The following is a 15,502-nucleotide window of genomic DNA, read 5'->3' as shown; positions in this document are numbered from 1 at the left end:
GCTCTCTTAAGAATCTCGTTTTTTATTTACTTACCAAATAATTTTTTAAAGAATCCCGTTTTTTCTTCCACCACTTCTTCTGTGGGAATTGCTTCAGAAATAGATACGTCCTTGATAAAACGCTGGAAGTTCAGATTTTCCTGTAACAATTGACCGTTCATTTCGATTAACCCTTGTAAACTTCCTGCCATCCGTCGAATACTTCCGGCATTTAGGCCATGGAAGCCCTCTGTCGACTCTCCTGTCTCCATCTGATCAGCTAGCTGGGTAAATTCACTAACAAGCGTCTGGAGCTCCTGACGTTGCTCAGAAAACAGTTGACTAATTTCCTGTGGCGTTACTGAATCCGACTCCTCTGCAAAATCCGCCTCAGCAAAATCAGTCACAACCGTCAATGCATCGCTATAATCCTGTAAATCAAAGACAAACGTCTTCATTTCCTCTTTTGCTGAGATTTGTTTATTTTCTTTTAATCTAGGTAACAGTCCCGTTAATTTTTTTCTTGAGCGCACTAATTCTATCAAAGCCTTTTGAATAATTTCCACTATGAATCCACTTCCCTTGTGTCCGTTTTCAACTTCATTTCTAGTGTACCATTTTATCATGAATTTTCAATGCAAGCCGATGCTCATTTACTTGAAAGAAAAGAAAAACCACCCAACAAATTCTATATTCTATCAAATAAGATACTTTAGTGGAAGGAATCCCGGATGCGGCATCCATCAACTACTCATTAACGTTCTAATATATTTTGAATAGTTGTTCATTTTTAATCCGAAAAAAACAGACCCAATCGCTAAGAGATTGGGTCTGCTTATCAGATGACTCAGACACAGGTAATTTGTTCAATCACGCGTGCTAGAATTATCCGTTATACGCATCAATGATAATTTGTTTCAATTCACTGATTAGTGGTTCTTTTGGATTAGCTGTTGTACATTGATCTTCGTAAGCTAATTCAGCCATGTGATCAACAGTTGAGTCTAAGATTTCTTGAGTCACGCCTTGCGCTTTCAAGTTCATGTCGATTCCAATGCTTGTTCCAAGATCAAAGACTGCTGTAGCTAATGCATCAACTAATTCAGCTGTATTTTTGCCTTTAAGTCCTAAGAACTTCGCAATATCAGCGTAGTCAGTATCCGCACGGAAGTAGTCATATTTAGGGAACATTGCATGTTTTGATGGATCCTTCGCATTGTAACGGATAATATGAGGCAATAGAATTGCGTTCGTACGACCGTGAGGAATGTTGTATTCTCCACCAATTTTATGTGCAATCGAGTGACTTATTCCTAGGAAAGCATTCGCAAAGGCCATACCCGCCATAGTTGACGCGTTATGCATTTTTTCACGAGATTCCATATCAGGAGTTTTCACTGATTTTTCTAAATAATCAAAGACGATCTTGATTGCTTGTAAGCTCAAGCCACGAGTGTAATCAGATGCCATTACTGAAACATAAGATTCAATCGCATGTGTTAACACGTCCATTCCTGTATCAGCTGTTACTGAAGCTGGAACTGACATAACAAATTGAGGGTCAACAATCGCAACATCTGGTGTTAACGCGTAGTCTGCTAATGGGTATTTCACGTGTGTTTCGCTATCAGTGATTACCGCAAATGGTGTTACTTCAGAACCTGTACCAGAAGTTGTTGGGATACATACAAATTGTGTTTTAACTGCTTTTTCAATTTTGTACGTACGTTTACGGATATCTAAGAATTTTTGTTTCGCGCCGAAGAATTCAGTATCTGGGTGCTCATAGAACATCCACATGCCTTTCGCCGCATCCATTGCTGATCCACCACCAAGAGCGATGATTGTATCAGGTTTGAAATCTACCATCATTTTTGTTCCAGCATACACTGTATTTGTTGATGGGTTAGGTTCTACGTCAGAGAAGACTTCAATCTGCACGTCGTTTTTACGTTTAAGTAATTCTTTACGAACCACATCAGCATAACCGAATTGAACCATTCCTGGATCACAGACAAGCATAACGCGCTCAACGTTTTCCATTTTTTGTAGGTATTGTAATGAATTTTTCTCAAAGAAAATTTTTGGCGGTAATTTAAACCATTGCATATTATTTCTCCGTTTCGCTACAGTTTTGACGTTGATTAAGTTGATGGCAGAGACGTTACGAGAAACTGAGTTTTTACCATATGATCCACAGCCTAATGTTAATGAAGGAATCATTTCGTTATAAATGTTACCAATTCCGCCTTCTGCAGATGGTGTATTAACTAAGATACGGCAAGCTTTCATGCGTAAACCGAATTTCACATGTAAATCTTCGTTTTCACTGTGGATAACAGCTGTATGTCCTAATCCACCTAATTCAAGCATTCCTTGACATAAGTCAAAGCCGTGTTCAGTACTATTTGATTTGATCATCGCCAAGACTGGAGATAATTTTTCTCTTGAAAGTGGGTATTCAGCACCAACGCCATCTAATTCAGCAATCAGAATTTTTGTGCCAGTTGGAACTTTGATCCCAGCTAATTTAGCAATTTCATCAGCTGAATGACCAACGATTGCTGGGTTAACAGCATATTTGCCTTCATTCATGACAGCATCTTCAAGTTTTTGTAATTCATTTGGTTTCACAAAGTACACTTGATGTGCTTCAAATTCAGCTTTAACTGCTGCATAGATTTCTTTATCAACGATAACTGCTTGTTCAGAAGCACAAATCATACCGTTATCAAATGATTTAGAAACGATTAAATCGTTAACTGCACGTTTGATTTTCGCTGTTTTTTCGATGTAAGCAGGCACGTTTCCGGCACCAACACCTAATGCTGGTTTACCAGTAGAGTAAGCTGATTTAACCATGCCAGGTCCACCAGTTGCTAAGACAATAGCGACACCCGGGTGATTCATTAACATAGAAGTTGCATCGATTGATGGTTGTTCAATCCATTGTACACAGTTTTCAGGAGCGCCAGCTGCAATTGCTGCATCACGAACGATACGAGCTGCTTCAGCAGAACATTTTTGAGCGCTTGGGTGGAAAGCAAAGATGATTGGGTTAGCTGTTTTTAAAGCGATCATTGCTTTAAAGATTGTTGTTGAAGTTGGGTTAGTTGTTGGAGTTACCCCACAAACAACGCCGACTGGTCCAGCAATTTCAATGATTCCTGTTTGAGGATCTTCATTGATTACGCCAACTGTTTTATCATGTTTGATACTATTCCAGATGTATTCAGACGCATACATGTTTTTGATTGCTTTATCTTCGACAATCCCACGGCCTGTTTCTTCCACTGCTAATTTAGCAAGAGGCATATGTTTGTCTAAGGCAGCCATTGCCATTTGATGCACGATATGATCGACTTTTTCTTGATCAAAATCTTCCATTTCTTTTAAGGCAACATTCGCTTTCGCTGCTAGCTCATCGATCATTCCTTGAACATCAAGTTCTTTCTTCACGTCTTTTTCTAATGTCTTAGCCATTGTGTTCCTCCTATTGGATACTGTTTTTATTTGTTAACCATTTCACATTTATATCATACAATATTTTTTTATCCATGTAAATACTTTTTTGTGATTTTTTTCACAGTAAATCAATAAATGTTTATATACCAGTATGTACAGCGATAAAAAAGTTTATTTTTCACCTTAAAAAAGCAATTTTCATTTTCATGAAAACTGCTTTTAGACTAATTATTAATTACACAATCTATCATTTACTTAAAGATTTCTCGATCAGCTAATCCCCTATTTAAGTAGACGATAATACCTTCAATCACTGCTCTTAACCCCTCAAAACAAATCTGAGAAGTCATCCAAATCCTGAAATGTTTGTGCGGTTGTTTGAATTTTCAATTGTTGGTAATCAAAAATTTGATTGGCTTGGATAAGCAAAATATCGGCCCTTTTCTCTTTATAAGTTGTCAGCTTTTTCTTTGGCCAACGATACGCCAGACAATAACTTTTCAATTCTTCCAGACTAATCGCTTCATATCCGGATGAATGAAACTCAGTGACTTTCTTAGCAAATGCCCGATGCAACAAGATACGTTCTATTAATTTATCCATAAGATTTGCCCTCCTAAGAAAGAAAAAAGGCCAAGAAACAAGCAAAAAGCCCGTTCCATGACCTAAAAATCTAGATTTACAACTAAAAGCAGCCGACAGCAACAAATCGCCGCCATCAAAAATAAACACTAGCCTCTAACTCTAATCTCAATCTACATTTCGTTTATTCTTCTGAATCGCTTGAATCTTCTGTTGTTTCAACAGTTGTAACTGTCTCATCAACTTCAACTGATCCACCTGGTTTAACGGTCTTAATAGATGCGCGATCAAATTCTAAGAAAATCCCTTCGCAATCTAATACGACTGTACGTTTGTCTTCATTAATTTCAGAAACCACGCCGTGTAAGCCGCCGATAGTTACGACGCTATCGCCTGATTTCATACTGTCTAATAAGTTTTGACGTTCTTGTTGTTGTTTCTTTTGTGAACGAGACATGAAGAACCACATTCCGATAAGAACAACGAACATCATAAGCATTGGTAAAGAACTCATTTATTTCACCTCACAGATTTGTTTTCACAATCTTAACTTTAGCAGAAAACCACTAGATAAACTAGCCTTTTCCCCTATTTTTTAGAAACTTTTTGGATTCTCTTTATTAAAACCATATTCTTCAAAAAAGGCTTGTCTAAATTCAAGTAAGTTATCATCCATAATCGCTTGACGCACTTGCTTCATTAAATTAAATAAGAAATATAGATTATGATAAGAAGTCAAACGGATACCAAACGTTTCATCACATTTAATTAAATGACGAATATACGCACGCGTATAATTTTTACATGTATAGCAATCACACTTCTCATCAAGTGGACGGAAATCTCTTGCATATTGAGCATTTTTAACCACTAGACGGCCTTGTGACGTCATACAAGTCCCATTTCGAGCAATTCTAGTCGGCAAGACACAGTCAAACATATCAATTCCACGGATGACTCCATCAATCAGAGAATCAGCCGCTCCAACACCCATCAAGTAACGAGGTTTGTTTTCAGGAATCAGTGGCGTAGTAAAGTCTAACACACGATTCATCTCTTCTTTTGATTCACCTACAGATAAACCACCAATTGAATAACCAGGGAAATCCATGCCAACTAAATCGCGCGCGCTCTGACGACGTAAATCTTCAAATCCAGCTCCTTGAATAATCCCAAATAAACCTTGTCTATCAGGATTAGCATGTGCTTTTAAGCCTCTCTCAGCCCAACGAGATGTTCGTTCTACTGATTTTTTCACGTAGTCGTAGCTTTCATCAAACGGTGGACACTCATCAAAACTCATCATAATGTCCGAACCTAATTTGTTTTGAATGTTAATAGCCTTCTCTGGCGATAAGAACATTTTTGAGCCGTTCAGATGATTCTTGAAATGAACCCCTTCTTCGACAATATTACGCATATCGCTCAATGAAAATACTTGGAAGCCACCAGAATCAGTCAGAATCGGCTGATCCCAATTCATAAATTTGTGCAGGCCTCCCGCTTCTTCTACTAAGTCTTCCCCTGGACGAAGCCATAGGTGATAAGTATTACTCAAAATAATCCCCGCGCCCATCTCTTTTAAATCCTCAGGCGACATTGTTTTAACTGTAGCAAGTGTTCCTACTGGCATAAACATCGGCGTTGGAAACGTCCCATGCGGTGTAATAATCTCACCTAGACGAGCACCTGTATGTTTTTCTTTTTTTATTAATCGATAACGAATGGCAGGTTGTGACATTCATTCCCCTACTTTCTATTTTAGCTTTTACAACTTCTCCTATCATAATAGTTTCCGATTCTTTTGGCAAGAATTCCTGAAGTTCCTTAGCTATTTTTCATTTATATTTCCTATTTGATCTCTACATTGACTAAATAACGAACTAACAGAGAGCGACCTCCCAACGTTAGACCAAAAGCCAACAGTTGAAGGTCGCTACGATTTTACTATATTTTTTCCTGTCAGATGTGAGTAGACTTAAATTTCTTCTTCCTCTTCACCTGGACTTTGGTGGAATTTAATCAATTCATTTACAGCAATCGGTACAATCGATAAAACAATCGCTAGCATCCAATGATTCAAGCTAATTCTTACCAGTCCGAACAATTCTTGTGTGAACGGTAATAAAGCAATCACTGTCGTAATGGTTGTCGCTAAGACGGCCATCTCAAATAATGACTTGTTGCTCTCTAATTTAACCTTGAAAATCGAACGTGAGCTTCTAACATTAAAGACATGCAGGATTGAAGAATACGCTAGAATTAGGAAAGCCACAGTTTGACCCACTTCATAACTAGCATCAATCCAAGGACTCACGCTATCAACAAATGAACCCAAGTAGAAACCAAAGAGGGTAATCACTGTAAAGACGCTGGCATTAATCCCAATCTTTTGCCATAAACCACGAGCAAAGACGCCTTCATTTCTAGGAATCGGTGCTTCATCCATAATCCCATGTTCTGCCGGTTCTTTCCCTAAAGCAAAACCAGGTAAGCCATCAGCTACCACATTGACAAACAATAACTGAACCGCAGTAAACGGCGCGCCCCAGCCAAATAACATAGCTATCAGGACAATAAAAATCTCAGAGATATTACAGCTTAACAAGAAATTAATCGCTTTTCGGATATTTCTGTACACGGCACGTCCACGCGCTACTGCATCAACGATTGTCGCAAAGTTATCATCCGTTAAGACCATATCCGCGGCACTTTGCGCGACGTCTGTCCCGGTAATTCCCATTGCACAACCCACATCACTAGCTTTTAAAGCCGGCGCATCATTGACGCCATCTCCGGTCATCGCAACCACCGCACCTGAACGCTGCCAAGATTTAACAATTCGAATTTTATCTTCTGGTGTCACACGCGCATAAACAGAAAGTGATTTCACTCGTGAATCCAATTCCTCATCTGTCATTTGATGCAATTGAGAGCCTGTTAAAGCTTCACTTTTGTTAGAAAGGATACCTAACTCTTTGGCAATCGCACTGGCTGTAACGACGTGATCCCCAGTAATCATCACAGTCTTAATACCCGCACGCTTCGCTCGGGCAATCGCACCTTTACTTTCAGGTCTCGGCGGATCAATCATGCCGACTAGTCCCAGTAAGCGTAAGTTTTTTTCTAAGACTTCTGAACGAATATCTGTCGGTTCTTCATCGTAAATCGCATACCCAACCGCAATGACACGTAAAGCTTTTTTCCCAAATCGATCATTCACGACAGCCGCTTGATCAACATCACCAAAACGGAATTTTGGCAATAGCACATCGAACGCGCCTTTAGTGATAGAAATATATTTTTTACCCATCTTATGCACCGTCGTCATCATTTTACGACCTGAATCAAATGGCAATTCACCAATTCTTGGATACTTTCCTTCTAATTCAGCTTTTGTATGGTAATTTTCCTCAACCGCACGCACAATCGCAGCTTCAGTCGGATTCCCTTTAATGATTAATTCGCCGTCTTCTTTTTCGACGATTACATCAGAACACAGAGAAGCCATCTTCAACACTTCCATTGCTTCTTCTGTCATAGCATCTTCTGTATCAACCACTTCATCACCACGCGTCCAGACACGACGGACACGCATTTTATTTTGCGTTAAGGTCCCAGTCTTGTCTGAGCAAATAACATTAGCCGTACCTAGCGTCTCAACGGCTGGTAAGTGACGAATAATCGCATTCTTCTTGGCCATCTTCTGAACACCAAAAGCTAAAGTCAAGGTGACAATCACCGTTAACGTCTCAGGAACAGCCGCGACTGCTAAAGAAACAGACGTCATGAACATCTCAAGCAATGGTTCACCCTGCAGCTGTCCAATCACAAAGACCAACGCAGCAGCAGCCAAAGCAAGCAAGCTAATTCGTTTTCCTAATGAATCTAAGCGTTTTTGTAAAGGTGTTTTCTGAGCTGTATGGTTATTCAGCAAACCTGCAATTTTACCCATCTCAGTCTGCATACCCGTCGCGGTAACAATTGCTTGTCCCCGCCCATTAGCTACCGTACATCCTTTAAAAATCATGTTTAATTGATCGCCTAAGCTTTCGTCTTCTTTTCCAACGAAATCCGCCTCTTTTTCAACGGCTTCACTTTCCCCGGTCAACGCAGACTCCTCAACCCTTAGCTGGGAAGTTTGAGTTAGCCGAGCATCAGCTACAATCATGGATCCAGACTCCAGAACTAAAATATCGCCAATGACTATTTCTTCAGCATCAATTTTTTCAACTTTGCCCTCTCGTAAAACTAGGCAAGTCTGTTTATTCATATCTTGTAGAGCAGATAGCGCTTTTTCAGCATTCCCCTCTTGAACAATAGCTAAAACTGAGTTAATCACTACAATTGCTATAATCAATATGCTTTCAAAATAATCCCCGTGATCTGTAGCAATCGCCGTATACAGCGAAATTGCCGCAGCAACTAACAAAATCATCGTAGTGAAATCTGTTAGATTATGTAGAAACTTTTTCAAGAGCGAGTCTTTTTTTGCTTCCTCAAATTTGTTACGCCCATTTTCCTTTAAGCGCTGTTTCACCTGTTCATTGGTTAGACCAGTTTGAGTGTTTGTTTGCACCTCATTTGTTACGTAATCCACCGTTTGTTTGTATGCATCCATCCTATTCCTCCTTACATTTATCAAAAGAGATTTTTTCTCTTCCTATATAACTATAGCATGTTTTCGGTCATTTTTTTTAATAAATGCCCGTTTTCTTGAAAAAAGTCACAAAAAATTCATAATTTCCGTGCAAAACCCCCAGAAAAATAAAATGAACAAAGTAGAAGCATTCAACTTGCAAACGCTTTCTATTTATGCTATATTATGAGTGTAAGGAAGGACGCTAAATTAGTTAGGTTAAAGAATTTCTCGATGAAGAAAGTTTGTAAACAAAGTTGTTAGAAGTATAAGATTCACCTTTTAGATTATGCGTGTGGGGTATTTAAGAAACGTAAAATAGTGAATGCGTAATAAGGCGTTTGATTAGTGAAAGAGCGACATCAAAGAAGAAGTCTTTGCGTAACGAAAAAAACTAAATAGAGTCTCATGTTACAAAGAGTAGAAACTGTTACCAAAAAACAAGATGTTTGTTTATGAGATGTAAGAAATTCAAAAAGGTACTTTGCATGTATAGTGAAAAGTAACGATAAACATTTAACCAACTAATTCCCTTTCCGAATACAGGAAAGCTGAGCCCGTCGAGAGCTCAGCTTTTTTTGGTGTTAAGAAACCACTATTAAGTTGCGTGGAATATAGTTGAGTAAGTACAATCTCTATCATCAGTACATCACTCCCGAATAAATGAAAAAATCACAACACTATTTAAAATGTTATCCACATATCCACAGAGTTATACACAAGATATCGTAGGAACGTATTTTCGCATACAATATATTGTGGTTTTTTGCAATTTTCTTGTTTAATAAAATGAAAAGAAAAAAGGCTGAACGAGCAGTCCTATGACAGGATTGCTCATTCAGCCTTTTGCTTTAACAAATTTCTATTTCACTTCGACTGTTCAGTAGAAGCCTTATTCACATTCATTTTATCTAATTTCCTGTGGCAGTATGTTTACTCACTGGGTCAAGTTTTCTTTCGATAATACCTAATACCCAGTCTGTAATAATGGCCATTAAGGCAGTTGGTAATGCCCCAGCTAGAATAATCGAGGTTCCTGATGTCGCATTGGTTCCGCGGATAATGATATCACCTAAACCACCAGCACCGACAAAGGCACCAATTGCGGTAATCCCAATCGCGACAACTAAAGCATTTCGAATACCAGCCATAATGACGGACACAGACAGTGGCAATTCTACCATGTACAAACGTTGCCAAGTAGTCATCCCCATGCCTTTGCCGACATCCAAAATATTTCGATCGACTTGAATCATACCTGTATAAGTATTCTTGATAATTGGTAATAATGAATACAAGAATACAGTCACAATCACGACGGTCGGACCTAAGCCTAAGCCAATCATCAAGATGGAAATCATCGCCAAGGAAGGGACTGTTTGAATAATATTAGCCAAACGGATTACCCAGTTCGCTAGTTTTCTCTTCTTGGAGATCGCAATCCCAATCGGAATTGCAACAATCGCCGCAATAATTACACCATAGATTGAAATCAGAAAGTGGCGTAGAAATTGTGAAAAGACATAGCCGCCGTTTTCTTGGAAATAGTATATAAATTGTTGAAAGACGTTCATCTTATCCATTTCTTCACTCCCCTTCAAAGTAATTATTGTCTTTTAAGAAACGTTCAGCGACAACAGATGGTTCCACCAAATTGTTATCTGCTTCATAGTTTAATTCTTGCATCTTCTCGGTATCGATGGTTCCTTCGAGTTTCTTCATGGCCTCTGATAAGCCCGGTGTGTCTTTCAACAGTTGATCGTCAACAACCGGTGCAGCATCATACGGAGGGAAGAATTTTAAGTCATCTTCCAACATCACTAAGTCATAGCTAGCGATCCGGCCATCTGTCGAGTAACCCAATACGATATCCATTTTCCCAGCATCAACTGCGTCATAGACTAAGCCAATCTGCATCGGTAAAATCGATTCGAATTCAAATCCATAGGTTTCTTTAAAGCCATCATAGCCATCACCTTCACGGGTAATCCACGCCGTATCGACACCAGCTACCAATTGATCAGCTACGTCTTTTAAGTCACTAACTTTTTTCAAATTATACTCTTCAGCGGTATCTTTTCGAACGAGAAATACATACGTATTATCAAATCCATAAGAATTGAACCAGGTTTGTTTATACCGCTTCTCGAATTCATCTTTGACTTTGGCAAAAGCTTTATCTGGTTCCTTCTCAGGTGCCAAACCAAGCGTTGTCGTCAAATCGGTCCCCGTATAGCGAGCGGCCGAAATACTAGCATCTTTGTTCATCATTGCTTGGTGATTAATCGTCGTTGTTGCCAAGTTATTAATCACGGTCGCTTCTTTATCTGTATAATGTTCCACCATTCCGGCAACTAAACTCCCTAAAATTTGAGCTTCAGAAGTAATCCCACCAGTAATCGCAATCGTATCTTTATCTGAACTTGTCGAAAGACCAGGAAGAGAACAACCAGAAAGAAGGACCAAACTCACTGCAAAGGTCAAGAATATACTCAGTCTCTTTTTCATTATTGTTCACGCTCCTTTAATGCTGCAGGAGTTAATTTATTTTCCAACATACCTAATAAAAGGTCAGCTAATAAAGCTAAAATAGTAACTGGAATCGTTCCTGCAAAAATTAAATCTGGTTGATAGTTATTTAACCCACTAAAGATTAAATCCCCTAAACCACCAGCTCCGATATAAGAAGCCAAGGTTGCCCATGAAATCACATAGACAGCAGCCAGTCGAATACCAGCCATAATTGTTGGCATCGCAATCGGCAACTCCACACTAAAGATGGACTGTATATTGGTCATACCCATTCCTTTAGCCACATCTCGATAATTCCAATCGACGCTCTTCATTCCGATATATGTATTACGCAATATCGGCAACAATGAGTAGATAAATAACGCGATAATCGCCGGTGTTTTTCCGACACCAAAGAAAGGAATCATTAAAGCCAAAAGCGCTAGAGAAGGGACGGTTTGTAAGGCACTTGTAATCCCAATAACCACGTTAGCAACTTTAGAAAAGCGCGTCAACAATACGCCTAATGGCACGGCAATGACAATCCCGATCAGCAAAGCGAAAAAGGAAATATAGAGATGTTCAACACTTTTCGATACAATTTCACTGCCATGTTGATTAAAAAAGTCAGTCATACCCTACACACCTTCTTCTGCCGGTTTTGCCGCTTCAATCGCATCTGTGATGGTCGTTTCTTCTCCCCAAATAACATCATAAACAATGTCGACTAGTGATGCTCGGGTTAAAATACCAACCACTCGATTTTTTTCATCTACCACAGGAACATATTTAAGTCCTCGTTTTAATATTCGTTGTAATGTATCACGCAGTAATGCTGTTTTCTTCACAGAGAAAACTTGTGGATTAAGGATATCCCCTACGCTAGACACTTTGCCACGCATCCGGTCCAGAGTTTCAACATCGATAAATCCTTTTAGAATATCTGAATTATCAACAACTAAAAGCGTATCAACACGATATTCACGCATCAATTTAATAGCTTCTTGTAAAGATTTCTCAGGCGTGATAGTAATCGCTTTACCCAACATAACCTCTTCTACACGTGTCGTATCAGGCTTCGCTTGTAGCAAACGATCTTCCCCAATTAGTTCTTCAACGAATTCATTCGCTGGATTTCGTAAAATATTTTCTGGTGTATCAAACTGGATGACTTTCCCTTCACTCATAATCGCAATCCGATTCGCAAGCTTCAACGCTTCATCCATATCATGAGTAACAAAGACAATCGTTTTACCTAAACGTTCTTGTAAGTCTTTCACAAGATCTTGCAACGCATCTCTGGTAATCGGGTCCAAAGCCCCAAATGGTTCATCCATTAAAATGATATCTTGATTGGCTGCTAAAGCACGAACAACCCCAATTCTCTGTTGTTGCCCACCTGAAAGTTCATCCGGATAGCGATCCAGCATCTCTCTAGGTAATTCAACCAAATCGATCATTTTTTCAGCTGTCTTGTCGCGATCTTCTTGGCTTGCTTTCAATAATTTTTGAACCAATGTAATATTTTCTCTAATGGTCATATGTGGCATTAAGCCAATATTTTGAATGACATAACCAATCTTTCTTCTTAATTCCACTGGATTTGTTTTTTGGATATCTTCTCCATCAATCAAGATTTTCCCTTTTGTTGGATCTGTCATTCGATTTAACATCCGCATGGTGGTTGTTTTTCCACTACCACTGGTTCCGATAAAACAAATAAATTCGCCTTTTTCGAAAGAGATGTTTACATTATCGACAGCGATTTTCCCACCCTTATATATTTTTGATACCTGTTGAAATTCTATCAACTCTCTCACCTCAAATTTTCATTTTGACTTTCGTCTTCTTTATTAGTATGCATGAAATGGGGGGGATACTCAAATAAGAGCACTTGCAAATTCTATTTATTGTCAGACTCCACAGCGTTCTCGAAATGAATAAAATAACTATTTTTCAGAAAATTTTCAATAATTACAGCAGCCTGAAAACACGTTATTTATCAAGCTTTCATTCACCATTTGGAGCGTTTAAAATAACCGTTATAATTATAAAAGAAATCATCGATTTTGCTTGCCAAATTACCAGAGATTTTCTTCCCATTTTCGGACAGTTTGGTTACCATTTTCCGACTGGTTTTCATCTATTTTTATCTATTATGAAGTGAACCTGATTATTTGAAATCAGTTATTTTCGTTCTAAAGGGCAACCATAAATACGATGCCGCACCTTGCTCGCACTAATTTAAAATAGAAAATTCTAACCTAGAGAAAGAAGCTGGCGGTCATCAACCTTGTAGAATGAGCATAAATATCTCAGATAGCAGATTGGCTATGTTCGCCTTTCCTAAAAAAACGTGATAAAATAGCGAAGACTATAGCAAAGAAAGAGTGAATATACATGTTAACAACTGAAGATTTTGATTTCGATTTACCAGAAGAATTGATTGCCCAAACGCCTTTACAAGATCGCGCAAGTTCACGACTACTCGTCTTGAACCGGGCAACAAACGAAATGGAAGACAAACATTTCCATGATATTATTGATGAACTAGAGCCAGGCGACGCACTGGTTATGAACGATACGCGAGTCCTACCTGCTCGCCTATACGGAGAAAAACCTGAAACAGGCGGTCATCTTGAAGTATTATTATTAACGAATACAGAAGGCGACACATGGGAAACATTAATTAAACCTGCGAAGAGAGCCAAAGTTGGCACGGAAATTGTTTTTGGGGACGGCCGTTTGAAAGCCGTTGTTAATGAAGAATTAGATCACGGCGGGCGGATTATTACCTTTTCTTATGAAGGAATCTTCTTAGAAAACTTAGAATCTTTAGGCGAAATGCCCTTGCCGCCTTACATTAAAGAGCGCTTGGAAGATCCTGACCGGTACCAAACCGTCTACGCCAAAGAAAATGGCTCCGCTGCGGCACCAACTGCCGGACTTCATTTTACCGAAGAATTATTAACAGCCATCAAAGAAAAAGGCGTCCACTTGGTTTATTTGACACTTCATGTTGGCTTAGGAACTTTCCGTCCAGTCAGTGTTGATAATATCTCCGAGCACGAGATGCACAGCGAATTTTACCGACTCACAGAAGAAGCGGCCGACCAGCTCAATCACGTGCGCGAAAATGGTGGGAAAATTGTTGCGGTGGGAACGACTTCTATCCGCACGCTAGAAACAATCGGCAGTAAATTCGATGGAGAAATCAAAGCCGATAGCGGCTGGACCGATATCTTCATCACGCCCGGCTATGAATTCAAAGTGGTTCAAGCTTTCTCAACAAACTTCCACTTACCTAAATCAACTTTGGTCATGTTAGTCAGTGCCTTTGCCGGACGCGAGTTCACCTTAGCAGCTTATCAGCATGCTATCGATGAACGCTACCGCTTCTTTAGCTTTGGCGACGCGATGTTTGTGAAGTAAGTTGTAGAACCTATATATTTATAGAAGGGTTCAATTTATCAAACGATAAGTTAAAAAAAGATCAAATTTTATTGAACTTTCCAATCAATATGAGAAAAGATATCAAAAGAATTCTATCTGGTAGAGCTTAATCAATTCAGATAAGAAATCCTTGCAAATAGTAACTACTGGTCCTATAATGAAGGAGAAGAAAGAGGCATGCGAGAACATGCCCCTAGCTCTAAGCCGTAAAAGACGGTAACTGTCTTCAAAATTTAATGCAAAGCACTAAACCATCCGACTTGTTAGAGTTTTAGGATGGTTTTTGTGCGTGTTACTTTTTGTCGTTTAACGCGATGATAAGAACTATCAACGCGCCGAACGCAATCATGAGACTTAAAGTCTCGTACACACTCAAGGGCTACTCCTCTCACAGGATAGAGTAGCGAATCCATACGAATATTATTCATAGGACATCACTCCTCCCGAGAAGGCAGCCAACCATCTTGAACTACTTAGTACGCGTAGTATATTCCTAATTCAGGCAAGTGTAAATCGATTATGAGAGTTTGACTTTCCATAGATAGATGTTTTCTAAACTATTTCAGCTATTTATTGATAAGTAGCTTCCACAAAGATTGATATACTAGGATTCGCAAGTTTTCTGGCTACATAAAAATTTAAACTAAAAAAATAATGCAAAAGACCGTGGAGGACACGTAATGATGTACAATTTCATTTCCCTCACGGTCTTTAGTTATCTGGTTTTGACAGTTCTACTTGCCAAGTTTTCAAGTAGTAAGAATAGAAAGATTTAAATTACCTTGACCTAAATTTAACTTCAAAAGAGACGTAAACCATTGATTATCGGTTCACGCCTCTTTTTTATCTTATCGGTATGTCAGTTACTCACCG

Annotated in this window: 12 protein-coding genes; 1 reads left to right on the top strand and 11 read right to left on the bottom strand. The window is 39.0% G+C overall.

Translation table 11 applies throughout. The annotated features are described in order from the left end of the window. Positions 1–26 precede the first annotated feature (26 nt). From BAU15_RS02600 to BAU15_RS02555, 10 genes are all read right to left on the bottom strand, one after another. A complete protein-coding gene (locus tag BAU15_RS02600; RefSeq protein WP_161841180.1) occupies positions 27–545 on the bottom strand; it encodes a hypothetical protein in 519 nt (172 codons plus the stop codon). Positions 546–864: 319 nt separating this feature from the next. Beyond that, entirely contained in the window at positions 865–3,462 is a 2,598-nt protein-coding gene (gene adhE, locus BAU15_RS02595; protein WP_161841179.1) for a bifunctional acetaldehyde-CoA/alcohol dehydrogenase, read from the bottom strand. A gap of 309 nt (positions 3,463–3,771) precedes the next feature. Next, positions 3,772–4,047 (bottom strand): post-transcriptional regulator, encoded by a 276-nt coding sequence (locus BAU15_RS02590; RefSeq protein WP_161841178.1) that lies wholly within the window; start codon positions 4,045–4,047, stop codon positions 3,772–3,774. A 163-nt stretch (positions 4,048–4,210) separates the two neighbouring features. Continuing rightward, positions 4,211–4,540, bottom strand: a complete 330-nt coding sequence (yajC, locus tag BAU15_RS02585; RefSeq protein WP_161841177.1) for a preprotein translocase subunit YajC — start codon at positions 4,538–4,540, stop codon at positions 4,211–4,213. 81 nt (positions 4,541–4,621) lie between these two features. Further along, positions 4,622–5,767, bottom strand: a complete 1,146-nt coding sequence (tgt, locus tag BAU15_RS02580) for a tRNA guanosine(34) transglycosylase Tgt (protein ID WP_161841176.1) — start codon at positions 5,765–5,767, stop codon at positions 4,622–4,624. Between the two features lie 237 nt (positions 5,768–6,004). After that, on the bottom strand, positions 6,005–8,647 hold the full coding sequence (locus BAU15_RS02575) for a cation-translocating P-type ATPase (protein WP_161841175.1): 2,643 nt from the start codon (positions 8,645–8,647) through the stop codon (positions 6,005–6,007). Positions 8,648–9,576: 929 nt separating this feature from the next. Further along, positions 9,577–10,248 (bottom strand): ABC transporter permease, encoded by a 672-nt coding sequence (locus BAU15_RS02570; RefSeq protein WP_161841174.1) that lies wholly within the window; start codon positions 10,246–10,248, stop codon positions 9,577–9,579. 4 nt (positions 10,249–10,252) lie between these two features. Beyond that, positions 10,253–11,173: an osmoprotectant ABC transporter substrate-binding protein gene (locus BAU15_RS02565; RefSeq protein WP_161841173.1), complete on the bottom strand. Its 921-nt coding sequence runs from the start codon at positions 11,171–11,173 to the stop codon at positions 10,253–10,255. After that, entirely contained in the window at positions 11,173–11,811 is a 639-nt protein-coding gene (locus tag BAU15_RS02560) for an ABC transporter permease (RefSeq protein WP_161841172.1), read from the bottom strand. The genes BAU15_RS02565 and BAU15_RS02560 overlap by 1 nt, the downstream gene beginning before the upstream one ends. A 3-nt stretch (positions 11,812–11,814) precedes the next feature. Then, complete coding sequence (locus BAU15_RS02555; RefSeq protein WP_161841171.1) at positions 11,815–12,987, bottom strand: betaine/proline/choline family ABC transporter ATP-binding protein; 1,173 nt, start codon at positions 12,985–12,987, stop codon at positions 11,815–11,817. 589 nt (positions 12,988–13,576) lie between these two features. Between BAU15_RS02555 and queA the strand changes: the two genes are divergently transcribed. After that, on the top strand, positions 13,577–14,608 hold the full coding sequence (gene queA, locus BAU15_RS02550; protein WP_161841170.1) for a tRNA preQ1(34) S-adenosylmethionine ribosyltransferase-isomerase QueA: 1,032 nt from the start codon (positions 13,577–13,579) through the stop codon (positions 14,606–14,608). A gap of 313 nt (positions 14,609–14,921) precedes the next feature. On the opposite strand, the gene BAU15_RS15640 is transcribed toward queA, so the two are convergent. Then, positions 14,922–14,999: a putative holin-like toxin gene (locus BAU15_RS15640; protein WP_272927906.1), complete on the bottom strand. Its 78-nt coding sequence runs from the start codon at positions 14,997–14,999 to the stop codon at positions 14,922–14,924. Between the last annotated feature and the right edge of the window lie 503 nt (positions 15,000–15,502).

This window comes from Candidatus Enterococcus huntleyi (assembly GCF_009933175.1).
GTDB classification, from domain to species: domain Bacteria; phylum Bacillota; class Bacilli; order Lactobacillales; family Enterococcaceae; genus Enterococcus_K; species Enterococcus_K huntleyi.
Note: the sequence above shows the minus strand (reverse complement) of the source record. Positions and strands in the feature narration are given on the sequence as shown.